This is a genomic window from Paracoccus panacisoli (genome assembly GCF_042435015.1).
Classification (GTDB): domain Bacteria; phylum Pseudomonadota; class Alphaproteobacteria; order Rhodobacterales; family Rhodobacteraceae; genus Paracoccus; species Paracoccus panacisoli.
Map to the genome: position 1 here is coordinate 1 of NZ_JBHMQU010000002.1, position 24,707 is coordinate 24,707.

The following is a 24,707-nucleotide window of genomic DNA, read 5'->3' on the forward strand; positions in this document are numbered from 1 at the left end:
CGCGGTGGCCTCGGCCGGCGTGGCCGCGGCGGGGGCTGCGCCCGCCGCAACCGCCGCCGGCGCGGCTGCGCCCGGCCCCGACCCGAGGTCGATCTGCACCGGCACCCGCATCGGCTGCGGATCGGCGGCCATGTCGCCGAAATACGCATAGCCCGCCAGCCCGGCGAACCCGGCCAGCAGCAGGAAGATGATGACGCGCAAGAGGCGCATGGCTCGCGGTATCCTTTCGTTCCCCGGCCCCGTCGCGGGGCGATCGGGCCGGGCCGTCCCGTTCGGCGGAGGTCTAACCCGTCCGGGCCAGCGGGGAAAGGCTCGACCGCCCGTGCCCGGCTCTCACCGGGCGCCCCAGCCGCGCCCCGACCCGCCCCCCGAGGCGTTCGGTGGGCGGTCAATTTCCTGTGGCGTTCGCCCCGGGCCTGCGGCATCAGCGGGCTCCGGGCGGCCAGCGAAGGGGGGCAGGGGTGGTGAAACGCAGCATCGTGCTGGTCGGCATGATGGGGGCCGGCAAGTCGGCCGTCGGCGCGGAGCTCGCCCGGCGGCTGGGCGTCAGCCTGCGCGACACCGACGCCGAGATCGTCCGCGCCGCCGCGATGACCATCCCCGAGATCTTCGCCCGCGACGGCGAGGCCTTCTTTCGCGCCCGCGAAAGCGAGGTGCTGGCCCGCGTGCTGCGCGGCAAGCCCGGCATCGTCTCGACCGGCGGCGGCGCCTGGATGAGCGCCGAAAACCGCGCCCAGGTGGCGGCGCGGGGCGTCTCGGTCTGGCTCGACGTGCCGCTGGGGGTGCTGTGGAACCGGGTGCGCCAGCGCCCGACCCGGCCGCTCTTGCAGACCCCCGACCCGCGCGGCACCCTCGCCCGGCTGCTCGCCGAGCGCGCCCCGAGCTATGCGCTGGCCGAGATCACCGTGCCGGTCCGGGCCGAGAACTCGGTCGACGACACCGCCGCGCGGGTGCTCGAGGCGATCCGCACCCACCGTCCCGAGATCCTGGAGCCCGCATGACCCGCATCGTTCCCGTGCCCCTTGGCGACCGCGCCTACGAGGTCCGCATCGGCCCCGGCCTGATCGACCGCGCGGGCGACGAGATCGCCCCGCTGCTCGCCCGGCCGCGGGCCGCCATCCTGACCGACGCGCGGGTGGCCGCGCTGCACCTGCCGCGGCTCGAGGCGGCGCTGGATGCGGCGGGGATCGCGCATTCGGCGCTGGCGTTGCCCGCGGGCGAGGCCACCAAGTCCTGGGATCACCTCGGGCGGGCGGTGTCGTGGCTGCTCGACGAGCGGATCGAGCGGCGCGACATCGTCATCGCGCTCGGCGGCGGGGTGATCGGCGATCTCGCGGGCTTCGCCGCGGCGATCCTGCGCCGGGGCGTGCGGTTCGTGCAGATGCCGACGACGCTGCTCGCGCAGGTCGACAGCTCGGTCGGCGGCAAGACCGGGATCAATGCCCCGCAGGGCAAGAACCTGATCGGGGCGTTCCACCAGCCGAGCCTGGTGCTGGCCGACACCGACGCGCTGGCGACGCTGCCCGACCGGGACTTCCGGGCCGGTTATGGCGAGGTGGTGAAATACGGTCTGCTGGGCGATGCGGCGTTCTTTGACTGGCTCGAGACCCACGGGCCGGGGCTGCGGGGCGACGCGGAGGCGCTCGAGCACGCGGTGGCGCATTCGGTCGGGATGAAGGCCGGAATCGTCGTGCGCGACGAGACGGAGCAGGGCGAAAGGGCGCTTCTGAACCTCGGTCATACCTTCGGCCATGCGCTGGAAAGCGCCACCGGATATTCGGACCGGCTGCTGCACGGCGAGGGGGTGGCGATCGGCTGCGCGCTGGCCTTCGACCTTTCGGCGCGGCTGGGGCTGTGCGCGCAGGAAGAGCCGTCGCGGGTCACCCAGCACCTCGCCGCGATGGGGATGCCGTCGCGGCTGTCGGACATCCCCGGCGCGCTGCCCGACGACCAGGCGCTGATCGGGCTGATGGGACAGGATAAAAAAGTGGTGGACGGGCGGCTGCGGCTGATCCTCGCGCGCGGGATCGGCGCGGCCTTCGTCGCCGACGACGTGCCGCCGGCGCGGATCGCCGAGACGCTCGCCGCCGCGCGGTAAGGGGCGCGGTAAGAGCCGCGGCGAACTTTACCCCGCGTTAAGCTTGGGGCAGTAAGACAGCCAACACGAGACCCACAAGGAGGCCGCACAATGGCAGGGAGCGTCAACAAGGTCATCCTGATCGGAAATCTGGGTCAGGACCCCGAGGTCCGCAGTTTCCAGAACGGCGGCAAGGTGGTGAACCTGCGCATCGCCACGTCGGAGCAGTGGAAGGACCGCAACTCGGGCGAGCGGCGCGAGCGGACCGAGTGGCACTCGGTGGCGATCTTTTCGGAACCGCTGGGCCGGGTCGCCGAGCAATATCTGAAGAAGGGCAGCAAGGTTTACATCGAGGGCCAGCTCGAGACCCGGAAGTGGCAGGACCAGTCCGGGCAGGACCGCTATACGACTGAGGTCGTGCTGCGCCCCTATCGCAGCGAGCTGACGCTGCTCGACGGTCGCGGAGGCTCGGGCGGCGGCGGCGGATACGGCGGCGACGGTGACTATGGCCGCGGGTCGGGTGGCGGCGGGCGCGACTACGACGGCGGCTACGGCGGTGGGTCGGACCGTGGCGGCGCGTCGGGCGGCTCGTCCGGCGGGTCCGGCTCGGGTGGCCGCGGCGGCGCCGATTTCGACGACGACATTCCGTTCTGAGATCAACGGCTTGCGGCCGGACTCGGCGAGTTTCCGCCGATCCGGCGGCGCCCCGCGGAACCGCGTCGCCCGGCGCTATGGTTCTGGCGCGGTTTTCGGGTATCGTTCCTGCAAAACGATAGCCGGCGAGGGGCATCAGATGCGTGCAGCATTGACGGGGATGTGGGGTGGTGTGTCGGGTGCGGCCAAGGTCGCCGCGCTCGCACTGGCCGCGGTGGCGGTGGCCGCCCCGGCGCAGGCCGACGGGCTGAGGCTCGGGGGCGCATCCTCCAAGTCCCGCGCAGCGCAGTTCGCCCGCCAGACCCAGCTGATGGATTCGCGGCTCTCGGCGCAGTACCAGCGCTCGCAGCGGCTGCGGCCGGACGCGAACGGCAAGGTGAAGACGGTCACCATCATCAACCTCGACGGGCGGGTGTCGACCTCGGGCGGGGCGATCCCGCGCTATGCCGGCAACCAGCGCAGCCAGTACCTGCCGCACGCCCGGGCGATGGCGCGCAAGCACGGCGTCCCCGAGGATCTGTTCCTGCGCCTCGTGCAGCAGGAATCGGGCTGGAACGCCGGGGCGCGGTCGCACAAGGGCGCGACGGGGCTCGCGCAGCTCATGCCGGGCACCGCCGCCAAGCTCGGGGTGAACCCGCGTGATCCGATCCAGAACCTCGAGGGCGGCGCGCGCTACCTGCGGATGATGTACAACACCTTCGGCGACTGGCGCCTGGCGCTCGCCGCCTACAACGCCGGGCCGGGCGCGGTGGCGAAATACCGCGGCGTACCGCCCTATAGGGAGACCACGAACTACGTGCGGATCATCCACGGGAGCTGAAGCCACCCGCACAACGCCGACGCCATGCGGCCGCCCCGGCGAGGGCGGTCGTTTCCTTTTCAGGCGTGAGTTGTCGGTGCCATGGTGGGCAGGGGTTGGTCACCCCGGAGGCAGGTCGTCGACGGGAAGCAGAGCCGCAAGCGGGGACATGCTGGCCAATCCGCATGGGCCAAATGACCGCGACGACACCTGCACGGCAACGACCTCGCGTATCGGCGCAGTCGAAAGAGGACACAGACGCAGGGACCGTCTCCACCTGCTCGTCAGACCGTCGACGGGTCGGAGCCATCATCACCGAGTGGAGCCACCCGAAGATGGCAACGACAGCGGCCAACACTTGCCCGAAAGCCTCGCGCGTGGCTTAATTTCCGAGGGTAACCCCAGCGCCCGTCAGGCTCCCTCGCAAATCGGGGAGGGTGACTGCGGCCGCGACCGGCGCCTCGGCGCCGAACGGGAAGAACTGCAGGTCGGCCTGCGGGGCCGACAGCAGCGCCGACATCTGCGCCGCGTCGAGCGGTGCGCTGGCGCGGCAGCCGTCGGGGAAACACACGTCCACCGCCAGCGGAACCTCGACGGGGCCGGGCAGGACCACCCGCAACCCCGGTCGTACCGCGGTCCCGAGCGGCGCCAGCGCGAACAGGATCGGCTCCTCTCCACTCCGGCCGATCTGCAGCCCGAGCGCGGCGCCGACGGGCTGCTCACCGGCTTTCCCGGCGGCGATGCTGAGCGGCAAAGTCAGGGTGCAACGCCCTGCGTCACCCTCGCATTGGGTCGAGGGCGAGGGGTCTGCGGCCAGGGCCGGCGCGGCGAGGCAACATGCCCCGAAACTCAGGAGGAAAAGCGATCGGTGCATCGAATGGGCTCCCTTGAAAAAATCGCCATCGTTGTCGGCGTCAATGAAAACGGCGCCCCCCGAAAGGGACGCCGTTGAAGATGTCAGCCGCTGCACATGTGTCAGCCGGCGCGGCGGCGGCGGGCCAGAGGCAGCAGCCCCAGACCGCCCAGCAGCAGCAGAGCCGAAGCCGGAACCGGAACCGGCGCCGGATCGGGATCGGGCACGATCACGTCGCCACCCACCCCGGTGAAACCGAAGATGAAGGTCGCGGTCGGCCGCCCGCCCGGGCCTGACCCCGTCCCCGCCGGGTCGAGCGAGGACTGGCCCAGCGAGTAGAGCTCAGCCTTGACCCGGCCGAGCGCGGCGAGCGCCTCGGTCTCGGTCGCAGCGGCGCCGTAGTAGATGTCGAAGCTGTAGGATTTCCCGGCCTCGAGCTTGCCGAACCCGAAGTCGAAGTTTGACCCCTGGTCCAAGGGACCGAAATCAGAGAGGTCGGTCATGGCCGGCGCCCCGTCCAGCGGTCCCCGCGACGCGAACGGGTTCGAGTTCTCGAAGCCGTTGTTGTTGGCGTAGCGCAGAGAACTGGTCGTCCCCGTCCCCTTGATCGTGACATACTCGTTGAACGCCGTCGGTTCGACGTCCCAATCGAAGGTGCGGGTATAGCGCAGGTCGGCGATGTTCGTCGTCCCGGTATTCTCGATCGTCACCTTGACGCGGTAAAGGTTCGACGTCTCGCTGGCCGGGGCGAAGTCGTGGGTCACCCGAAGATCGGTGCCGTTCACCGTCACGACCGACTTTGCGGTCGAGCCGGTGCTTGTGAACGAAACCGAGGTCAACCCCGCGGTTCCGCTGGAGTTATTCGCGTAACCGGCCGCTCCGGTTTCGCCGATGCCGACACCCCAGCCTTCGCAGAGGCAGCCGGGGGCGGTCGCTTCGTAGTTATAGGGCATGTAGCGCAGGCCGGTGGCGCTGACCCCGCCTGAGGAGGGCGAGCCTCCGCCGACGTTGAGCTGGCCGAGCGTATCGACGCCCATCTGGATCGTGCCGTTGTCGATGATCGCCGCATTGGCCAAGGCGGGAACTCCCGCCAGGACGAACCCGGCAGCCAAAATTCTGGTAAACATTGCAACACCTGTAAAGACGAACACGTGTCGAGACCCTACCAGATCGGGCCGATTCGGTCAGGGGAATTTGTCCGGCCGGTCGGAAAACCCTGTATTTTCAATTTGAGGTTGTGTTTTTCAGCCCGCGGTCAGCATCTCGGCCACCATCGGCGCGTAGTAGGTCAGGATTCCGTCGCAGCCGGCGCGGCGGAAACTCAGCAGGCTCTCCACCACAACCTCGCGCTTGAGCCAGCCGGCCCGGATCGCGCCCTCGAGCATCGCGTATTCGCCGCTCACCTGATAGGCGTAGGTCGGCGCGCCGAACTGGTCCTTCACCTCGCGGCAGATGTCGAGATAGGGCATCCCGGGCTTGACCATCACCATGTCGGCGCCCTCGGCGAGGTCGCGGGCCACGCAGCGCAGCGCCTCGTCGCGGTTGGCGGGGTTGATCTGATAGGTCTTCTTGTCACCCACCAGCCGCCCCGATGCGCCGACCGCGTCGCGGAACGGGCCGTAGAAGCCCGAGGCGTATTTCGCCGCATAGCTGAGGATCGCCACATCCTTGTGGCCCGCGGCCTCGAGCGCCCCGCGCAGCGCGCCGATCCGCCCGTCCATCATGTCCGAGGGCCCGAGGATGTCGGCCCCCGCCTCGGCCTGCGCCAGCGCCATGCGGACCAGCGCCTCGATCGTCTCGTCGTTCAGGATCACGCCGTCGCGCACGAAGCCGTCGTGGCCGTTGATGTTGTAGGGGTCGAGCGCGATGTCGGTCATCACCGCGAGGTCGGGGGCGACCTCCTTGATCGCGCGGATGGCGCGGTTGCCGATGTTCTCGGGGTCCCAGGCGCGGGCGCAATCCTCGGTCTTCAGATCGGGGTCCGAGTGCGGGAAGATGCAGATCGCGGGGATGCCGAGGCTCGCCGCGCGTTCCGCCGCGCGCTTTGCGCCGTCGAGCGTCAGCCGCTCGACCCCGGGCATCGAGGCGATCTCGCCCTCGCCGCCCGCCACCTCGGTCACGAAGATCGGCCAGATCAGGTTCTCGACCGAGACGTGCCGCTCGGCCGTCAGCGCCCGCAGCGCGGGGGTGCGGCGCAGGCGGCGCAGGCGGGTGGCGGGGAACGGGGCGATGATCGGCGTGGCAGGCATGGGCGGCCTCATGAGCATCAGGTCGGACGACGCGCACCTGAGAGTTGGGTTTGACCCACCTGCCACGATCCCGCGCCGGGCCGCAACCGCCTGTGCCGCCGGTGGGACGTGCGACGCAGCCCCGCTGGTTCAGTCGGATTTGATGCGGTCGACCCTGCGGACCCGGCGTCGCCTCCGTCCGGCAGGTTGCGGCCGCCCGCCGCGCGGGGCTAGGGTGGCCGCCGGACCAGGGACAGCAGGGGCAGGGATGCGGGGGATCGAGGGGCTGGTTTCCGTGCTGGACACGCGGTCCTTCGGCTCGGTCTGGTACTGGCTGGTGCTGGCCGGGCTGTGGAGCTGGCTCGGCCGCGGCGCCCTGGGGGTGCCGACCGACCTCGTGCGCCGCGTGCACCGCAGGACGCGCGAGACCGAGGCGGCGGAGGATGCGGGCGCGATCCGGGCCGAGGCGATGCTGCTGCTCGACTGGCTCTCGCTCGTGATCCCGCGCTGGCGGGTCGACCCGCGCGACGGGGTGATCCTCACGGCGGTCGCGGCGTTCCTGCTGAGCGCGCTGGCGGGGCTCGGGTTTCTCTACGACCGGCAGTTTGCCCAGGCGCTGACGCTGCTCGTCGCGCCGATGGCGCTGCTGGCGCTGATGCGGGTGCGGCTGGCCGCGCGGCTGGCCCGGGTGCTGGCCGAGGCCGAGGCGGGGCGGACCGGCGCCGTTCCCGCCGCAGCCGAGGCCGCGGCGGTGATGGTGCGGCACTTGCGGGGGACGATGGCGCTGTCGATGGCGGCGGTGGCGCTCGCCGCGATCTGGGGGACGCGCTGGCTGGCGCTGCATCCGAACGGGCTTTAGGCCGCTGGGCGCCGGGCAGCCCATCTTGACACCGCGCCGGTGCAGGTTACCTCACCGCTCATGCCCGAAACCCTGATCCTCTCTGGCGCGCCCGAGGGCTTTGACGCCGCCCTCATCGCGCGCGAGGCCGCCCGCGGCGCGCCGGTTGTCCACATCGCCCGCGACGACCGCCGCATGGCCGCCATGCGCGCGGCACTCGGGTTCTTCGCCCCGGCGCTGGCGGTGCTCGAGTTTCCGGCCTGGGACACCACGCCCTATGACCGCGTCTCGCCCTCGGGCGAGATCATGGCGCAGCGGCTGCAGGTGCTGGCGGCGCTCGCCACGGGGGCCATCAAGCCGCCGTTCGTGGTGCTCACGACCATGAACGCCGCCATCCAGCGCCTGCCCGCGGCCGAGACGGTGCGCGGGGCGAGCTTCATCGCCACCAAGGGCGCGCGGCTGGACGAAAGCGCGCTGCGCGGGTTCCTCGTCCGCATGGGGTTCTCGCAATCGCCCACGGTCAGCGAGCCGGGCGACTATGCGATCCGCGGGGGGATCATCGACATCTATCCGCCGGGGGGCGCGGGGCCGGTGCGGCTCGACCTCTTCGGCGACGTCCTCGACGGCATCCGCCAGTTCGATCCCGAGACGCAGCGCAGCCTCGCCCCGCTCGACCGGGTCGAGATCGCGCCGATGTCCGAGGTGATCCTCGACGAGGACGCCATCGCCCGGTTCCGCCAGAGCTACCGCGCCGAATACGGCGGCGGCGCCAGTGATCCGCTGTACGAGGCGGTGAGCGCCGGACAGAAGATCGCCGGGATGGAACACTGGCTGCCGTGGTTTCACGAACGGCTCGACAGCCTCTTCGACTATCTGCCCGGGGCGACGCTGGTGCTGGACGACCACCTCGACCAGCACCGCGAGGCCCGCGCCCACACCATCGCCGAGCAGTATGACGCCCGCCGCGAGAGCCTCGCGCGGAAGGGCGGCGACAGCCCCTATCGCCCGGTGGCGCCGGCCGAGATGTTCGCGGACGACGCGGAGTGGGCGCGCTGGCTGGCCCGGCACCGGGTGATCCGGCTGGCGGTGCTGGCGCATCCGCCGGGGCCGGGGGTGCTGGACGCGGGCGGGCACGTCGGACGCAACTTCGCGCCCGAGCGGCAGGCGGAAAAGGCGGACCTGTTCGGCGCCCTCGCGGCCCATGTCCGCGACCTGCAGAAATCGCGCCCGGTCGTGATCGCCAGCTTCTCGGAAGGCGCGCGCGAGCGGCTGACCGGGCTTCTGGCCGACGAGGGGCTGACCGGCACCCCCATCGACGACATCCGCGGGCTGCCCAAGGGCAACGCGCTCGGCCTCGCCGTCTGGCCGCTGGACGAGGGGTTCGTGGCCGACGGTCAGGCGACCGGGCCGCTGGCGGTGATCTCGGAACAGGACGTGCTGGGCGACCGGCTGATCCGCGGGGCGAAGAAACGCCGGCGGGCCGACAATTTCCTGCGCGACACCCAGAGCCTGACCCCCGGCGATCTGGTCGTCCATGTCGAGCACGGGATCGGCCGCTACACGGGGCTCGAGACGATCCGCGCGCTGGGTGTGCCGCATGACTGCGTGGCGCTGGAATATGCGGGCGGCGACCGGCTGTATCTGCCGGTCGAGAACATCGAGCTGCTCACCCGCTATGGCCACGAGGAAGGGCTGCTCGACAAGCTCGGCGGCGGCGCCTGGCAGGCCCGCAAGGCCCGGCTGAAGGAGCGCATCCGCCAGATCGCCGACCGTCTCATGCGGGTCGCGGCCGAGCGGATGTTGCGCGCCGCCCCGGTGCTGGAACCAGAGCACCACGAGTGGGAGGCGTTCGCCGCCCGCTTCCCCTGGACCGAGACCGACGATCAGGCCGCGGCCATCGCCGACGTGGCCGAGGACCTCGCCGCCGGGCGGCCGATGGACCGGCTGGTGGTGGGTGACGTGGGCTTCGGCAAGACCGAGGTCGCCATGCGCGCGGCCTTCCTCGCCGCGAGCCAGGGCAAGCAGGTGGCGGTGGTGGCGCCGACGACGCTGCTCGCCCGCCAGCACTATCGCAGCTTCGCCGAACGCTTCCGCGGCACGGCGATCAGCGTGCGGCCGCTGTCGCGGTTCGTCTCGGCCAAGGACGCGGCGGCGACGCGGGCGGGGCTGGCCGACGGGACCGTGGACATCGTCGTGGGCACCCATGCGGTGCTGGCCAAGCAGGTGAAGTTCAAGGACCTCGGCCTTCTGGTCATCGACGAAGAGCAGCATTTCGGCGTCGCCCACAAGGAGCGGCTGAAGGAGCTGCGTTCCGACATCCACGTCCTCACGCTCACCGCGACGCCGATCCCGCGGACGCTGCAGCTGTCGCTGACCGGGGTACGCGATCTCTCGATCATCGGCACGCCGCCGGTGGACCGGCTGGCGATCCGCACCTACGTGTCCGAGTTCGACAGCGTGACCATCCGCGAGGCGCTGTTGCGCGAGAAATACCGCGGGGGGCAGTCGTTCTTCGTCGTCCCGCGGCTCGCCGACCTGCCGGACGTCGAGGACTGGCTCAAGGAGCACGTCCCCGAGGTGTCGGTCATCGTGGCGCACGGGCAGCTGGCGGCGGGCGACCTCGACCAGCGGATGAACGCCTTTTACGACGGCAGCCACGACGTGCTGCTGGCGACCTCGATCGTGGAATCGGGCCTCGATATTCCCCGCGCCAACACGATGGTGGTGTGGCGGGCGGATATGTTCGGGCTGGCGCAGCTCTACCAGATCCGCGGCCGGGTCGGGCGGTCGCGGACGCGGGCCTATTGCTACCTGACCACCAAGCCGCGGGTGCCGCTGACCCCGCAGGCGATAAGGCGGCTCAAGTTCCTCGGCTCGATCGATTCGCTGGGGGCCGGGTTCAACCTCGCCAGCCAGGACCTCGACCTGCGCGGGGCGGGGAACCTGCTCGGTGAAGAACAGTCGGGCCACATCAAGGAGGTGGGGTTCGAGCTCTACCAGGCGATGCTGGAGGAGACGATCGCGCGGCTGAAGTCGGGCGAGATCGACGGCGCGCCCGACGACGACTGGGCGCCGACGCTGAACCTCGGCGTGCCGGTGACGATTCCCGAGAGCTACATCCCCGATCTCGACGTGCGGCTGGACCTCTATCGGCGGCTGGCGCAGCTCACCACCAAGGTCGAGCTCGAGGGGTTCGCGGCCGAACTGATCGACCGCTTCGGCCCGCTGCCGCGCGAGGTGAACACGCTGATGCTGGTGATCCGCATCAAGGCGATGGCCAAGCGCGCCAACATCGCCTCGCTCACCGCGGGGCCAAAGGGCGCGACGGTCCAGTTCCACCAGGACAAGTTCCCGAACCCAGCCGGGCTCGTGGCGTTCCTGACCGAGCACAAGGGCACGGCGCGCATCGTGGACAACAAGATCGTGGTGTCGGCCGCGTGGGCCACGGATGCCGAGCGCATCAAGGGGGCGTTCGGGGTTGCGAAGGATCTGGCGGCGCGGGTGAAGGAGGGGGCGACGGCGCCCTCGGCCCCTGCCGCGGGGGCGCGGTCCGGGACGGGGAAGCCCGCGGCCCCCGCGGGCCGGCGCAAGGGGTAGGCTGCGCGCGACGCGCTGGCGCACCGGCGCGGGAGCGGTGCGTCCGGCCTAGTCCAGCAGCGCCTGCGCGCAGGTGCGGGTCAGCCCGAACGCCACGCCCGAGGCGCTGTCGGCGACCGTGCCGCACCAACGCCCGGCGGGCGAGAAGAGCGACCGTGTGTGCCCGCCCCGCGGGCGATAGGCGACCCGGCGGCCGCTGCGGCTGAACAGGTTCAGCGTCCCGCCGTTGCGGGTGTAGTAGCCCACCACCTCGTCCCCGGCCCAGATCGCCCGCCCGCCGTCGGGGCCGTTCGCCGGGTTGTCGGGCGCATTGGCGTGAGTGGTCGAGGAGTTGCCGGGCGCGCCCGAGGAATTGCCCGCCGCCGTCGGCAGGTTCGCCGCCCGCGCGGGCTGGTTCGCCGGCGCCCCCGGGCCGAGATCGAAGGGCATCTGCGACGGCTCGACGATGAAGAGCGGCGCATCCCCCCGCGCCGCCGGGGCGGCCAGCAGCGCCGCGATCAGCAGCGCCGCCGCACGATGGCCGGGGCGCAGCCGCAGGCTCACACCATCCGCTCCTGATCCTTGGCCGCGCGGATGAAGTCCGCGAACAGCGGCGCCGGCTCGAAGGGCTTTGATTTCAGCTCGGGGTGCGACTGCACGCCGATGAACCACGGGTGGTCCTCGATCTCGACCGCCTCGGGCAGCCGCCCGTCCGGCGACATCCCCGAGAACACCATCCCCGCCGACTCGAGCTGGTCGCGGTAGCGGGCGTCCACCTCGTAGCGGTGGCGGTGGCGGTCCTCGATCTCGGTCGCGCCGCCATAGACCTCGCTGATCCGGCTGCCGGGGGCCAGGACGGCGGTATAGGCCCCGAGCCGCATCGTGCCGCCCTTGTCGTCCGACAGCTTGCGCTCGACCTTGTGGTTGCCCTGCACCCATTCCTTGAGGTGATAGACGACCGGGGTGAAGCGTCCCGTGTCGGGGCCGGCGCCGGCCTCGTGGTCGAACTCTTCCGAGCCTGCGTCGGGGATGCCGGCGAGGTTCCGCGCCGCCTCGACCACGGCCATCTGCATCCCGAGGCAGATGCCGAGATAGGGCACGTCACGCTCGCGCGCATAGCGGGCGGCGGCGACCATCCCCTCGGTCCCGCGCTCGCCGAAGCCGCCGGGGACGAGGATGCCGTCGTAGCCGTCGAGCAGGTGGGTGCCGCCCTCCTTCTCGATGTCCTCGGCGGCGATCCAGTCGGGCCGGACGCGGACGCGGTTGGCCATCCCGCCGTGGGTCAGCGCCTCGGAGATCGACTTGTAGGCGTCCTCGAGCTGCGTGTACTTGCCGACGATGGCGATGCGGACCTGACCCTCGGCGTTGTTGAGGCGGTCCATCACGTCCTCCCACCGGCGAAGGTCGGGCTTGGGCGCGGGGCTGATCTGGAAGGCGTCGAGCACCGCCCGGTCAAGGCCAGCGCGGTGATAGGCCATCGGCGCCTCGTAGATCGACTTGAGGTCGTAGGCGGGGATCACGCTGTCGGGGCGGACGTTGCAGAAGAGCGCGATCTTGGCCCGCTCGCGATCGGGGATCGGATGCTCGGACCGGCAGACCAGCACGTCGGGCTGCAGGCCGATGGTGCGCAGCTCCTTGACCGAATGCTGGGTGGGTTTCGTCTTCAGCTCGCCCGAGGCCGCTAGCCACGGCAGCAGCGTCAGGTGCATCAGGATGCACTGGCCGCGCGGGTGGTCCTGCATGAACTGGCGGATCGCCTCGAAGAAGGGCAGCCCCTCGATGTCGCCGACGGTGCCGCCGATCTCGCAGAGCTGGAAATCCACCTCGTCCTCGCCGATGGCGAGGAAGTCCTTGATCTCGTTGGTGACGTGAGGAATGACCTGGATGGTCTTGCCGAGGTATTCGCCGCGGCGCTCTTTCTCCAGCACGTTGCAATAGACCCGGCCGGCGCTGATCGTGTCGGTGCGCCGCGCGCTGACGCCGGTGAAGCGCTCGTAATGGCCGAGGTCGAGGTCGGTTTCGGCGCCGTCGTCGGTGACGAACACCTCGCCATGCTCGAAGGGCGACATCGTGCCGGGGTCGACGTTGAGATAGGGGTCGAGCTTGCGCAGCCGCACGGTGTAGCCGCGGGCCTGCAACAGCGCCCCGAGCGCCGCCGAGGCGAGCCCCTTGCCGAGGGAGGAGACCACGCCGCCGGTGATGAAGATGTAACGCGCCATGAGACTCCCGTGAGGTTCAGCCAAGCAGGCCGTGGCAAAAGCCGCGACCATCACGGGAGTCGAGCTATAGCCGATTCTCCGCGTTGCCGCAACGGACCGCGATGTGTGGTAGGGCGGGGGCGAGGCCGCCCCCAAGGGTTGTGGATCAGTTCGAGGGGGCGGTGGGCGCCGTCACCGGGACGGTGGTGGTGGTCGTGGTGGTGGTGGCAGGGCTTTCCGCCGCAGCCGGGGCCGGGGCCGGGGCCGGTTCTGCCGGGGCCGGGGCAACCGGTGCCGTGGCGGCAGGGGTGACCGGCGCGGTCGTGACGGGCGCCGTCGCGGCCGGCGCGGCCGGCGTCACCGGGGCGGCGGCGCCGGGCGGCAGCACCGGCTGGCCGCTGCCGGGCGGCGGCGCGTAGGTGGGCAGCGTCGGCAGGCCCGTGGCCGGTGCGGGCGTCGCCGGAGCGGTGGAGCCGCCCAGCCGGTCGACGACCGACACGCCCGCCGAGTTGCGCGCCGCGATGACCGTCAGCGCGATCGAGGTGATCAGGAAACCCGTGGCCAGCATCCAGGTGGCGCGCGACAGCGCGATGGCGGCCTGCCGGCCGGTCATCACCCCGCCGCCACCGCCGCCGAGGCCCAGCCCGCCGCCCTCGGACCGCTGCAGCAGCACCACCCCGATCAGCAGGAGCGCCAGGATGAGATGCACGGTCAGGACGACGTTTTCCACGGGTTTTCGCCTTTGGTTCGGAATCGCGCCTATCTAGGCAGCGGGCCGGGGGAAGGCAAGCTGATCGGCCTCCCTCGAGCGTCCCGGCCCGACTCGTCTTGCGTCAGCGCAGCGCCGCGAGCGCCTGCCCGAGGTCCAGCGCCCCGTCATAGAGCGCCCGCCCCGAGATCGCCCCGGCGATCACCCCGGTGTCGCGCAGCGCGACGAGGTCGGCGAGCGACGACACCCCGCCCGAGGCGATGACCGGGACCGCGACCGCGCGGGCCAGCGCCTCGGTCGCCGCGGTGTTCGGACCGCCCATCGCCCCGTCGCGGTCGATGTCGGTATAGATGATCGCGGCCACGCCCGCGTCCTCGAAGCGGCGGGCCAGGTCGGTCGCGGTGACCTCGGTCTCTTCGGCCCAGCCGCGGGTGGCGACGCGGCCGCCGCGGGCGTCGATGCCGACGGCGATGCGGCCGGGGTGGGCAAGGGCGGCCTCCTCGACCAGGGCCGGGTTCTCGACCGCGACGGTGCCGAGGATGACGCGGGCGATGCCGCGGGCGAGCCAGCCGTCGATGGTCGCCATGTCGCGGATGCCGCCGCCGAGCTGGACCGGGACGGTGACCGCGTCGAGGATCGCCTCGACCGCCGCGCCGTTCACCGGCTGGCCGGCGAAGGCGCCGTTGAGGTCCACCAGATGCAGCCATTCGGCTCCGGCGTCCTGGAAGGCGCGGGCCTGCGCCGCCGGATCGGTGCCGAACACCGTCGCCGCCGCCATGTCGCCGCGCAAGAGCCGCACGCAGGCCCCGTCCTTGAGGTCGATGGCGGGGTACAGGATCATGGCGTCACTCGTGCTGTCGGTGGGGTCGGGGGTCCATGCCACAGGCGCGGGGCCGGGGAAAGGCAGGCGGGCCATGGTGCGAGGCATGGCAGGGGTCCGGCGAGACGCGGATGTGATCGCCGCGACCCTACGTCACGCTTGCCTGAATCGCGCCATTGCCCGTCTGATTCCGCCAGCGCCTGGCGCTTGATCCTTGGGAGGACACCTTATGAAAACCATGATTCTCGCCGCAGCGTTCGCGCTGGCGGGCACCGCCGCGATGGCCGCCGATCCGATCGAGGGTCTGTGGCAGACCCAGGCCGACGAGGGCGCCTCGGCCTTCGTGCAGATCAGCCCCTGCGGCGGCGCCTTCTGCGGCACCATCGTCAAGACCTTCAAGGGCAAGGAAGCCTACAAGTCGCCCAACATCGGCAAGCAGATCGTGATCGGCATGGCCCCGGCCGGCGGCGGCGCCTACAAGGGCAAGGTGCTGCGCCCGGCCGACGACAAGATCTACAACGGCAAGGCGCAGGTGAACGGCAAGTCGATGCAGCTGTCGGGCTGCGTGGCCGGCGGGCTGATCTGCAAGTCGCAGACCTGGACCAAGCTGAAGTGAGCTGACGCCGGGGGCGCTTGCCCCCGCCGAAGCCGGGGCCTTGCCCCGGACCCCAGGTTATTCGGGCAGGAAAGAAACCGCAGGCCGCAGCGCCTGCGGTTTCGTCGTTCAGACGACGATCCCGGCGCCGTGCTCGACGGGCGCAGCGTGGGCGCGGAAGGCGGCGAAGAGCTCGCGCCCCATCCCGTGGGCGTTGGCCGACAGGTCGGCGGTCACCGGCTCGCGGGTGGCGAAGTCGGGGGCGAGGCAGTCGAGCGTCCCCGCCACCGCGTCGAGCCGCACCACGTCCCCGTCCCTGAGCCGCGCGAGCGGCCCGCCCGTCGCCGCCTCGGGCGAGACGTGGATCGCCGCCGGCACCTTGCCCGACGCCCCCGACATCCGCCCGTCGGTGACCAGCGCCACCCTGAGCCCGCGGTCGAGCAGCACCGAGAGCGTGGGGGTGAGCGAGTGCAGCTCGGGCATCCCGTTGGCGCGCGGGCCCTGGAAGCGGACCACGACCACGGTGTCGGCGGTGAACTCGCCCGCCTGGAATGCCGCCTTGACCGCGTTCTGGTCGTCGAAGACCCGCACCGGCGCCTCGATGACGTGCAGCTCGGGCTTGACCGCCGAGGCCTTGATCACCGCCCGCCCGAGGTTGCCGCCGAGGATGTGCAGCCCGCCCGTGGCCGCAAACGGCGCGGCGGCGGGGCGCAAGATGCGGTCGTTGAGGCTCTCGCCCGCGCCCGGCACCCAGGTCAGCGCGTCACCGTCGAGCCGCGGCTCGGCGGTGTAGCGGTCGAGGCCGTCGCCCGCCACGGTCCGCACGTCGGGGTGCAGCAGCCCCGTCTGAAGCAGCTGGCCGATCAGGAAGCCAAGGCCGCCCGCGGCATGGAAATGGTTCACGTCGGCCAGACCGTTGGGATAGACCCGCGCCATCAGCGGCACGGCGGCGCTGATGTCGTGGAAATCCGCGAGGTCGAGCGCGATCCCCGCCGCCCGCGCCATCGCCGGCAGGTGGATCACGAGGTTGGTGGACCCGCCCGTCGCCATCAGCCCGACCATGCCGTTGACGAAGGCACGTTCATCCAGGATCGCGCCGACCGGGGTATAGTCGTTGCCGAGCCGGGTGATCGCCGCGGCCCGCGTCACCCCGGCGACCGTCAGCGCCTCGCGCAAGGGCGTGTTGGGGTTCACGAAGCTCGAGCCGGGCAGCTGCAGGCCCATGAACTCCATCAGCATCTGGTTGGAGTTGGCGGTGCCATAGAAGGTGCAGGTCCCGGGGCTGTGATAGGAGGCCATCTCGGCCGCCATCAGCGCCGCGCGGTCCACGCGGCCGGCGGCGAAATCCTGTCGCACCTTGGCCTTCTCGTCGTTGGGCAGCCCCGAGGGCATCGGCCCGGCGGGCAGGAACACCGCCGGGACATGACCAAAGGTCGCCGCGGCGATCACCAGCCCCGGCACGATCTTGTCGCAGATCCCGAGCCAGAGGGCGGCGTCGAAGACGTCATGGCTCATCGCCACCCCGGCGGCGAGCGCGATCACGTCGCGGGAAAACAGCGACAGCTCCATCCCCGCGCGGCCCTGGGTGACCCCGTCGCACATGGCCGGCACCCCGCCCGCGACCTGCGCTGTGGCGCCGGCGGCGTGGGCGGCGCGGCGGATCAGGTCGGGGAAGCCCTCGTAGGGCTGATGGGCCGACAGCATGTCGTTGTAGGCGGTGACGATCCCCAGGTTCGGGCGCGCGGTCAGCGCGAGGTCGGCCTTGTCGGGCATCGCCGCATAGGCGTGCGCCTGGTTCCCGCAGGACAGATGCGCCCGCCGCGGCCCCTCTTCGGCGGCGCGGGCGAGGCGGGCGAGATAGGCGGCGCGGCTCTCGGCCGAGCGTGCGCGGATGCGGTCGGTGACGCGGTCGATGACGGGGTGAAGGGTCATGCGCGGCTCCTCCGGCCGGGTGCGGGGTCATCGAGTTTTAACGCGTTAGCGTTAACGCTGCAATCTGGCCGGGCGAGCGGGGATCTGGGCTGCTGCGGGGCAGGGCGGGGTCGGGGCTCGTGAGCGGGGCGAGGGCTGTGATGGTGCCGTGTGCCGGCCCTCTGGTGACGTCAGGGCGCGGGACCCAACCCACGAAAATGCCGCCACGTCATTTTTTATGTTCCACTGAATGGAACGCTGTGCCATATAACGGAACAGGGAGGACTTCATCATGAACAAGCTTCACGCGACGATTCTCGCCGGGGCGCTCTGCGCGACCGCCGGCTGGGCCAGCGCCCAGACGACCCTGATCTACGGCGAGGCCGGGCCGAACCGCGGCGTGCGCGCCGAGGGCACCCAGTGGTTCGTCGACCAGGTCGGCAAGCTCTCGAACGGCGACCTCAAGATCGACGTGAACTGGGGCGGCGCGCTGTTTTCCGACAAGGCCGCGGTGCAGTCGCTGCGCGACGGCGTGGCCGACCTCGGCAGCGTCATCGGCGTCTATTTCCCCGCCGACATGATCGCCTATGGCCTCGCGGACCTGCCGATCCCGAACACCGATCCGTGGGTGGGCATGAAGGCCGTCGACCGGATCATGCGCACCGACGAGAAGGTGCGCGAGAACCTGGCCAAGCAGAACCTCGTCTATGTCGGCACCTACACCACCTCGGCGGTGCAGGTCGGCTGCAAGGGCAAGAGCATCAAGACGCTCGACGACCTCAAGGGGCTGAAGGTCCGCGGCGTGGGCGTCTATGGCAAGGTCTTCGCCGACCTCGGCGCCACCCCCGTCGACATGAGCGTCTACGAGGCCTACCAGGGGCTCGAGACCGGGCTGATCGACTGCACCCAGACCTATCCCTATCTCGTCAAGGCGCTGAAGCTGGACGAGGTGTTCACCAGCTACACCGAGCTTGACTGGGGCCAGATCGGCGCGCTGGGCATCCTGATGAACAAGCAGAGCTTCGATGCGCTCTCGCCCGAGAACCAGACCGCGCTGATGACCGCGGGCGAGGGGCTGGCTGACGAGTTCGGCCGCATCCTCGGTGCCGCGAACGAGGAATCGGTCCAGATCCTGCGCGACGGTGGCAAGGAGATCATCGTCCTGCCCGAGGCCGACCGCGCCCGGCTGGTCGAGGGCGGGCAGAAGTACATCGACGACTGGATCGCGCGCGCCGATGCCGCGGGACTGGACGGCAAGGGCATGGTCGAGGCCTACAAGGCCGGGATCGAAGAGTACACCAAGCTGCGCGACGAGAAGGGCTACCCCTGGGCGCCCAAGTGAGCCGCTGACCGCGTGACCGGGGCCCGCCCGCCGGGCCCCGTGCCATCGGCCCCTGCCGCCGCCTGACCGCGGCAGGGCGCCGTCCGGCCCCTGTGGCCCGCCCTGCGCGGGCAGGCGCGCCGGACCCGATCTTCCGACCCGAGAAGCGGCAGAGGAGCCTGCCATGAAGGCCATCGAACGGATCATGCTGGAACTCGCAGTGGTGTCGGTCTTCCTGCTGACCGCGCTGATCGCCACCGACGTGGCGATGCGGACATTCGCCCACCGCACCTTGCCCGACGTGGTGATCCTCGTGCGCGAGCTGATGATCCCGACCATCATGCTGCCGCTCGCGGCAGCGACGGCGCACCGCGCCCATATCTCCGTCACCTTCCTGACCGACCGGATGTCACCCGCCTGGCGCGGACGGCTGATCGTCATGGGCTGGGTGGTGGCGCTGATCGCGGTGCTGCCGCTGATCTATGCCTCGGCCCGCGACCTCAACGCGACCTGGACCTCGGGCGAGTTCTACGACGGCCAGCTGGGCGTGCCGCGCTGGCCGATGCGGCTGGTCTTCCTGCTCGGGCTCATCGCCATGTGGGTGCGTCTGGCGCAGGTGGCGCTGGCCGACCTCTCTGAGCTGCGCCGCACCGGCACCGTCACCGAACAGCGCCACGACGAAGAGGAGGCCGTCTGACATGGACGCATCGACCATCGGACTTGTGGCCTTCGGCCTCGTCATCCTGCTGCTGGCGCTGCGCGTGCCGATCGCCTTCGTGCTCGCCGGCACCGCCACCATCGGCACGTTCCTCGTCTATGCCTTCCGCTCGGGCAGCTTTGCGCCCGAGCGGGCGATCAACCCGACCACCTCGCTGGTCGTGAACAGCTTCTTCGAGCTGATCCACTCGTACGATCTGTCGATGATCCCGCTGTTCATCGCGCTGGGCAACATCGCCTATCACGCGGGCATCACCACGCGGATCTATGATGCCGCGAACGTCTGGATGCGGCGGGTGCCGGGCGGGGTGGGGATCGCCTCGGTCATGGGCTGCGCGGGCTTCTCGGCCATCTCGGGCTCGTCCATCGCCTGTGCCTCGACGATGGGCCGCATCTGCATCCCCGAGATGCTGCGGCTAGGCTACAACCCGCGGCTCGCCACCGCCTCGGTCGCGGCAGGGGGCACGCTGGGGTCGCTGATCCCGCCGTCGGTGCTCTTCATCCTCTACGGCATCTTCACCGAGACCTCGATCGGCAAGCTGTTCCTTGCCGGCATCCTGCCGGGGCTGCTGACACTCGCGGGCTACATCATCGTCATCCTGTGGTGGGTGGGCCGCGACCCCTCGGCGGCGCCGATCGACCCGACGCCGATGCCGCGCGGCGCCCGGCTGGCCGCGGCGATCTCGGCCTGGCCGGCGCTGGTGCTGTTCGCGGCGATCATTGGCGGCATCTACGGCGGGTTCTTCACCGCGACCGAGGCCGCCGCCGTCAGCGTCGTGCTGACCGTCGCCATCGGCTTCGGCCAGCGCCGCCTGACGCTCTCCACGCTGTGGTCGGCCGTGCGCGAGAGCCTGCTGCAGACCTCGGCCATCTTCCTCATCGCCGCCTGCGCCAAGATCTTCGTGTCGTTCGTGGCGCTGACCGGCTCGGCCGGGATGGTCTCGGGCTGGATCGCCGACGCCGGGTTGCCGCCGCTCATGCTGATGGCCGCGATCGTCGTGCTCTACCTGTTCCTCGGGATGTTCCTCGACCCGATCGGGATCATCGTGCTGACGCTGCCGTTCGTCATCCCGCTGATCCAGGGGATGGACATGAACCTGATCTGGTTCGGGGTGATCGTGGTCAAGCTGCTCGAGATCGGGCTGATCACGCCGCCGGTGGGGCTCAACGTCTTCGTCATCGGCAACGTCGCCGGGCGCGGGATCAGCGTGGACACGATCTTCGCCGGGGTCATGCGCTTCCTCGCCATGGATCTCGTGGTGCTGGCGCTCCTGGTGCTGATACCGTGGATCTCGCTCGTCATCCCCAACGCGATGTGAGCGAGAGGATACGGCCATGCTCAGACCCGACGACGACCCCCGCTTCGCCACCACGCTGGCCCGTGGCCTGTCGGTGCTGCGTGCCTTCCGCATCGGCGACGACGGGCTGAGCAACGCCGAGATCGCGCAGCGCGCGGGACTGCCCAAGTCCACCGTCTCGCGGCTGACGTGGACACTGGGGCAGCTCGGCTACCTCGTCCAGTCCGAGCGCGACGACCGCTTCCGCCCCGGTCCGACGCTGGTGGCGGTGGGGCAGGTGGCGGCCGCGTCGCTGAGCTTCCTCACCCCCGCCGTGGACCTGATGACGCGGCTGGCCGAGGACACCGGCACGCTGGTGGTGCTGGCGGTGCGCGACGGGCCGCGGCTGGTGCTGATCCGCACCTGGCGGCCGAGCCGGGTGGCCTCGATCTGGCTCGAGGTCGGCCAGCCCGTGTCGCTGCGCGGGTTCTCGTCGGCGCGGGCCTGGATCGCGGCGGCGACCGAGGACGAGCTGGCGCGGGTCCTGGCCGACTTCCCCGTGGGCGAGGCCGCGCCCCTCGGCGACCTGGCCGCGACCCGGGGCCGGGCGCAGGCCGAACTGCTGGCCCGCGGCTTCGTTTACACCGAAGGGGGGCCGGGCGGACCCGCGCCCTACAACGCCGTCTCGGCGCCCTTCCGCGCCGCCGAGCTGGCCGAGCCGGTGGTCTTCACCTGCGGCGCGCTGCCCGACGCGGCCGAGGCCGCGCGGATGCAGGCCGAGGTCGGGCCGAAGCTCGCCGAGGCGGTCCAGACGCTCGAACGGCTGACCGGCCAGCCGCTCACCATGACGAGGACGACGACATGAGTGCAGTGACCTACAGCCGCGAGGGCGACCTCGGGTTCATCCAGATCGACAACCCGCCGGTGAACGCGCTCTCGGCCGCCGTGCGGCAGGGGCTGACCGACGCGGTTGCGGCGTTCGAGGCCGACGCCGAGGCCCGCGCCGCGGTGCTGTTCTGCGCCGGGCGCACCTTCGTCGCCGGGGCCGACATCAGCGAGTTCGGCAAGCCCCCGGTGCCGCCCTACCTGCCCGAGGTGATCGCCACGCTCGAAGCGGCGGGAAAGCCCGTGGTCGCGGCGCTGCACGGCACGGTGCTGGGCGGCGGGCTGGAACTCGCGCTCGGCGCCCACGTCCGCGTGGCGGTGCCCGGCACGCGCATGGGCCTGCCCGAGGTGACGCTGGGCCTGATCCCCGGCGCCGGCGGCACCCAGCGCCTGCCGCGGGCGATCGGGGTCGCGCCAGCGGTCGAGCTGATGACCTCGGGCCGCCAGATCGGCGCCGACGAGGCGCTGCAACTCGGGTTGATCGACACGCTGGCGGACGAGACCGACCCTCGCGCGGCGGGGATCGCCGCGGCCCGGGCGCTGCTCGCCCAGGGCGCCGCGCCGCGCCGGCTCTCGGCCGAGCCCGCGCCCGCGGTGGACGCCGCCCAACTCGCCACCCTTCGCGGCAAGCTCGCCCGCAGCGCCCGCGGGCAGGTGGCGCCCGGCCGCGCGCTCGAGGCGGTGGCCGAGGGGCTGGCGCTGCCCTTCGACGAGGGCATGGCGCTCGAGCGGCGCATCTTCCTCGAACTGATGGAGACGCCGCAGCGCGCCGCCCTCATCCACGCCTTCTTCGCCGAGCGGCAGGCGGCGCAGCAGCCCGCGCTGAAGGACGTGACCCCGCGCGCCGTCGACCGCATCGGCGTGATCGGCGGCGGCACGATGGGGCAGGGGATCGCCGCCGCGGCGCTCTCGGCCGGGCTCGACGTGACGCTGATCGAGCGGGACGCCGAGGCCGCCACCCGCGCCGCCGAGGGCCTCGCCCGGATGCAGGACGGCGCGGTCAAGCGCGGCAAGCTGACCACCGCCGACCGCGATGCGATGCTGAAGGACCGCTTCCGCACCGCCACCGACTACTCTGCACTTTCCGAGGCCGATCTGGTGATCGAGGCGGTCTATGAGGACATGGCGCTGAAGCGCGAGGTCTTTGCCACGCTCGACGGCGTCTGCCGGCCGGGCGCGGTGCTGGCCACCAACACCTCGTATCTGGACGTCAACGAGATCGCGGCAGCGACGAAGCGCCCGCAGGACGTGCTGGGGCTGCATTTCTTTTCGCCCGCGAACGTCATGCGGCTGCTCGAAATCGTCATCGCCGACGCGACCGCCCCCGAGGTCGCCGCGACCGGCTTTGCGCTCGCCAAACGAATGGGGAAGATCGCCGTCCGCGCGGGCGTCTGCGACGGGTTCATCGGCAACCGGATGCTCTCGGTCTATCGCGCCGCCGCCGACCACATGGTGCTGGACGGCGCCTCGCCTTACGAGATCGACGCCGCCATCGTCGAGCTGGGCTTCCCGATGGGGCCCTATCAGGTGGGCGACCTCGCCGGGCTCGACATCGGCTACGCCACCCGGCAGCGGAAGGCCCCCACGCGGCATCCCGATGAGCGGGTGCCGGTCTTCGCCGACCGGCTGGCCGAGTCCCGGCGGCTCGGGCGCAAGACCGGGCGCGGCTATTACATCTACGATGACACCTCGCCGCAGGGCCGCCCGGACCCCGAGATGGGGGCGCTGCTCAAGGACGTGCGCGATGAGCTGGGGATCACCCCGCGGCCCTTCTCGCAGGACGAGATCCAGGCGCGCTACATGGCCGCGATGGTCAACGAGGGGGCCCGCATCCTCGACGAGGGGATCGCCGCGCGCGCCGGCGACATCGACGTGGTGCTGCTGCACGGCTACGGCTTCCCCCGCGCGCTCGGCGGGCCGATGCACTGGGCCGACGCGCAGGGGCTGGACCGCATCGCCGCCGACATCGCCCGCTACGCCGAGGACGACCCGCATTTCTGGCAAGTGGCGCCGCTGCTCAGGCGGCTCGCCGACACCGGCGGCCGCTTCGCCGATCATGGAAAGGACACCGCATGAAGGACGCCGTCATCGTCGCCACCGCCCGCACCGGCATCGGCAAGGCCGGGCGCGGCACGCTGAACCTCACCCACGGGGCCACGATGGGCGGTCATGTCGCCGGTATCGCGGTCGCGCGCGCGGGCATCGACCCGGCGCTGATCGAGGACAGCATCTGGGGCTGCGGCTACCCGGAATACGTCACCGGCGGCAACATCGCCCGCCAGATCGTGCTGCGCGCCGGGCTGCCGGTCAGCGTCGCGGGCACGACCGTGAACCGCTTCTGCGCCTCGGGGCTGCAGGCGCTGGCGATGGCCGCGCAGATGGTCCGCGTCGAGGGGGCGAAGGCGATCCTCGCCGGCGGGCTCGAATCGATCAGCCTCGTCCAGCCGCCGCCGCGGAACTCGCGAGAGGCGTGGCTGGAGGAGCATCGCCCCGACCTCTACCTGCCGATGATCGAGACCGCCGACATCGTCGCCGCCCGCTACGGCGTCAGCCGCGACGACCAGGACGACTATGCGCTGCGCAGCCAGCAGCGCATCGCCGCCGCGCAGGAGGCCGGGCTCTTCGCCGACGAGATCGTGCCGATCGAGGTGACGCGCGCCGTCACCGACAAGACCTCCGGTGAGGCGCGCGAAGAGCGCGTGACCTTCGCCGCCGACGAGTGCAACCGCCCCTCGACCACGCGCGAGGGGTTGGCGGGGCTGACCCCGGTGCGCGGCGAGGGGCAGTTCGTCACCGCCGGCAACGCCAGCCAGCTCTCGGACGGCGCCGCAGCGCTGGTGGTGATGGAGGCCGAGACCGCGGCCCGCGAGGGCGCCACCCCGCTCGGCGCCTTCCGCGGCTTTGCGGTCGCGGGCTGCGAGCCCGACGAGATGGGCATCGGCCCGGTCTTCGCCGTTCCCCGGCTGCTCGAACGCGCCGGGCTTTCCGTCGACGACATCGACCTGTGGGAGCTGAACGAGGCCTTCGCCAGCCAGGCGCTCTATTGCCGCGACCGGCTGGGGATCGACCCCGAACGCTACAACGTCAACGGCGGCTCGATCGCCATCGGCCACCCGTTTGGCATGACCGGCGCCCGTCAGGCGGGCCACATCCTGCTCGAGGGCCGCAGGCGCGGGGCGAAATGGGGCGTCGTGACCATGTGCGTCGGCGGCGGCCAGGGGGCCGCGGGCCTCATCGAGATTTTCTGAA

General features: G+C 71.3%; 22 protein-coding genes. 13 read left to right on the forward strand and 9 right to left on the reverse strand.

All coding sequences use genetic code 11. The features are described 5' to 3' along the window. Positions 1–210, reverse strand: a 210-nt coding sequence (locus tag ACFHYO_RS00145) for a hypothetical protein (RefSeq protein WP_394317463.1), incomplete at its 3' end; no start/stop codon positions are given. 206 nt (positions 211–416) lie between these two features. Here ACFHYO_RS00145 and ACFHYO_RS00150 point away from each other — a divergent pair. From ACFHYO_RS00150 to ACFHYO_RS00165, 4 genes are all read left to right on the forward strand, one after another. Then, positions 417–1,001 (forward strand): shikimate kinase, encoded by a 585-nt coding sequence (locus ACFHYO_RS00150; protein ID WP_394317507.1) that lies wholly within the window; start codon positions 417–419, stop codon positions 999–1,001. Next, a complete protein-coding gene (gene aroB / locus ACFHYO_RS00155; RefSeq protein WP_394317465.1) occupies positions 998–2,098 on the forward strand; it encodes a 3-dehydroquinate synthase in 1,101 nt (366 codons plus the stop codon). The genes ACFHYO_RS00150 and aroB overlap by 4 nt, the downstream gene beginning before the upstream one ends. Positions 2,099–2,188: 90 nt before the next feature. Continuing rightward, positions 2,189–2,731: a single-stranded DNA-binding protein gene (gene ssb, locus ACFHYO_RS00160; protein ID WP_394317467.1), complete on the forward strand. Its 543-nt coding sequence runs from the start codon at positions 2,189–2,191 to the stop codon at positions 2,729–2,731. Between the two features lie 160 nt (positions 2,732–2,891). Continuing rightward, complete coding sequence (locus ACFHYO_RS00165; protein WP_036703643.1) at positions 2,892–3,551, forward strand: lytic transglycosylase domain-containing protein; 660 nt, start codon at positions 2,892–2,894, stop codon at positions 3,549–3,551. A gap of 361 nt (positions 3,552–3,912) precedes the next feature. On the opposite strand, the gene ACFHYO_RS00170 is transcribed toward ACFHYO_RS00165, so the two are convergent. From ACFHYO_RS00170 to hemB, 3 genes are all read right to left on the reverse strand, one after another. After that, positions 3,913–4,284 carry an invasion associated locus B family protein gene (locus ACFHYO_RS00170; protein ID WP_394317469.1) on the reverse strand — a complete coding sequence of 124 codons (372 nt, stop codon included), beginning with the start codon at positions 4,282–4,284 and terminating at the stop codon, positions 3,913–3,915. Positions 4,285–4,505: 221 nt separating this feature from the next. Then, on the reverse strand, positions 4,506–5,510 hold the full coding sequence (locus ACFHYO_RS00175) for a hypothetical protein (protein WP_394317471.1): 1,005 nt from the start codon (positions 5,508–5,510) through the stop codon (positions 4,506–4,508). Between the two features lie 117 nt (positions 5,511–5,627). Continuing rightward, positions 5,628–6,632: a porphobilinogen synthase gene (hemB, locus tag ACFHYO_RS00180; protein WP_394317473.1), complete on the reverse strand. Its 1,005-nt coding sequence runs from the start codon at positions 6,630–6,632 to the stop codon at positions 5,628–5,630. A 247-nt stretch (positions 6,633–6,879) separates the two neighbouring features. On the opposite strand from hemB, the gene ACFHYO_RS00185 reads away from it, so the two are divergent. Further along, positions 6,880–7,470 (forward strand): hypothetical protein, encoded by a 591-nt coding sequence (locus ACFHYO_RS00185; RefSeq protein WP_394317475.1) that lies wholly within the window; start codon positions 6,880–6,882, stop codon positions 7,468–7,470. A 60-nt stretch (positions 7,471–7,530) separates the two neighbouring features. Continuing rightward, positions 7,531–11,046 carry a transcription-repair coupling factor gene (mfd, locus tag ACFHYO_RS00190; protein WP_394317477.1) on the forward strand — a complete coding sequence of 1,172 codons (3,516 nt, stop codon included), beginning with the start codon at positions 7,531–7,533 and terminating at the stop codon, positions 11,044–11,046. A 48-nt stretch (positions 11,047–11,094) separates the two neighbouring features. On the opposite strand, the gene ACFHYO_RS00195 is transcribed toward mfd, so the two are convergent. The 4 genes from ACFHYO_RS00195 to hisA all read right to left on the reverse strand — a co-directional run bounded on the left by ACFHYO_RS00195 (position 11,095) and on the right by hisA (position 14,773). Then, positions 11,095–11,589 (reverse strand): hypothetical protein, encoded by a 495-nt coding sequence (locus ACFHYO_RS00195; RefSeq protein ID WP_394317479.1) that lies wholly within the window; start codon positions 11,587–11,589, stop codon positions 11,095–11,097. After that, the gene (gene pyrG / locus ACFHYO_RS00200) at positions 11,586–13,244 is read right to left on the reverse strand and encodes a CTP synthase (protein WP_394317481.1); all 1,659 of its coding nucleotides are present in this window, start codon (positions 13,242–13,244) and stop codon (positions 11,586–11,588) included. Before pyrG ends, ACFHYO_RS00195 begins: the two co-directional genes overlap by 4 nt. A 145-nt stretch (positions 13,245–13,389) precedes the next feature. Continuing rightward, positions 13,390–13,953: a preprotein translocase subunit SecG gene (gene secG / locus ACFHYO_RS00205; protein WP_394317483.1), complete on the reverse strand. Its 564-nt coding sequence runs from the start codon at positions 13,951–13,953 to the stop codon at positions 13,390–13,392. Positions 13,954–14,056: 103 nt separating this feature from the next. Further along, a complete protein-coding gene (hisA, locus tag ACFHYO_RS00210; RefSeq protein ID WP_394317485.1) occupies positions 14,057–14,773 on the reverse strand; it encodes a 1-(5-phosphoribosyl)-5-[(5-phosphoribosylamino)methylideneamino]imidazole-4-carboxamide isomerase in 717 nt (238 codons plus the stop codon). A 208-nt stretch (positions 14,774–14,981) separates the two neighbouring features. Between hisA and ACFHYO_RS00215 the strand changes: the two genes are divergently transcribed. Then, positions 14,982–15,368 (forward strand): DUF2147 domain-containing protein, encoded by a 387-nt coding sequence (locus ACFHYO_RS00215; protein WP_036703635.1) that lies wholly within the window; start codon positions 14,982–14,984, stop codon positions 15,366–15,368. 108 nt (positions 15,369–15,476) lie between these two features. Here ACFHYO_RS00215 and edd read toward each other — a convergent pair whose 3' ends face one another. After that, a complete protein-coding gene (gene edd / locus ACFHYO_RS00220; RefSeq protein ID WP_394317487.1) occupies positions 15,477–17,279 on the reverse strand; it encodes a phosphogluconate dehydratase in 1,803 nt (600 codons plus the stop codon). A gap of 271 nt (positions 17,280–17,550) precedes the next feature. On the opposite strand from edd, the gene ACFHYO_RS00225 reads away from it, so the two are divergent. From ACFHYO_RS00225 to ACFHYO_RS00250, 6 genes are all read left to right on the forward strand, one after another. Beyond that, the gene (locus tag ACFHYO_RS00225) at positions 17,551–18,600 is read left to right on the forward strand and encodes a C4-dicarboxylate TRAP transporter substrate-binding protein (RefSeq protein ID WP_043131295.1); all 1,050 of its coding nucleotides are present in this window, start codon (positions 17,551–17,553) and stop codon (positions 18,598–18,600) included. A 163-nt stretch (positions 18,601–18,763) separates the two neighbouring features. After that, entirely contained in the window at positions 18,764–19,276 is a 513-nt protein-coding gene (locus tag ACFHYO_RS00230; protein WP_036709356.1) for a TRAP transporter small permease, read from the forward strand. A 1-nt stretch (position 19,277) separates the two neighbouring features. Next, positions 19,278–20,615, forward strand: a complete 1,338-nt coding sequence (locus ACFHYO_RS00235) for a TRAP transporter large permease (protein WP_394317490.1) — start codon at positions 19,278–19,280, stop codon at positions 20,613–20,615. Positions 20,616–20,631: 16 nt separating this feature from the next. Continuing rightward, the gene (locus ACFHYO_RS00240) at positions 20,632–21,438 is read left to right on the forward strand and encodes an IclR family transcriptional regulator (protein ID WP_394317492.1); all 807 of its coding nucleotides are present in this window, start codon (positions 20,632–20,634) and stop codon (positions 21,436–21,438) included. Beyond that, the gene (locus ACFHYO_RS00245) at positions 21,435–23,534 is read left to right on the forward strand and encodes a 3-hydroxyacyl-CoA dehydrogenase NAD-binding domain-containing protein (RefSeq protein ID WP_394317494.1); all 2,100 of its coding nucleotides are present in this window, start codon (positions 21,435–21,437) and stop codon (positions 23,532–23,534) included. Before ACFHYO_RS00240 ends, ACFHYO_RS00245 begins: the two co-directional genes overlap by 4 nt. Then, the gene (locus ACFHYO_RS00250; protein ID WP_394317496.1) at positions 23,531–24,706 is read left to right on the forward strand and encodes an acetyl-CoA C-acyltransferase; all 1,176 of its coding nucleotides are present in this window, start codon (positions 23,531–23,533) and stop codon (positions 24,704–24,706) included. The genes ACFHYO_RS00245 and ACFHYO_RS00250 overlap by 4 nt, the downstream gene beginning before the upstream one ends. Position 24,707 lies beyond the last annotated feature (1 nt).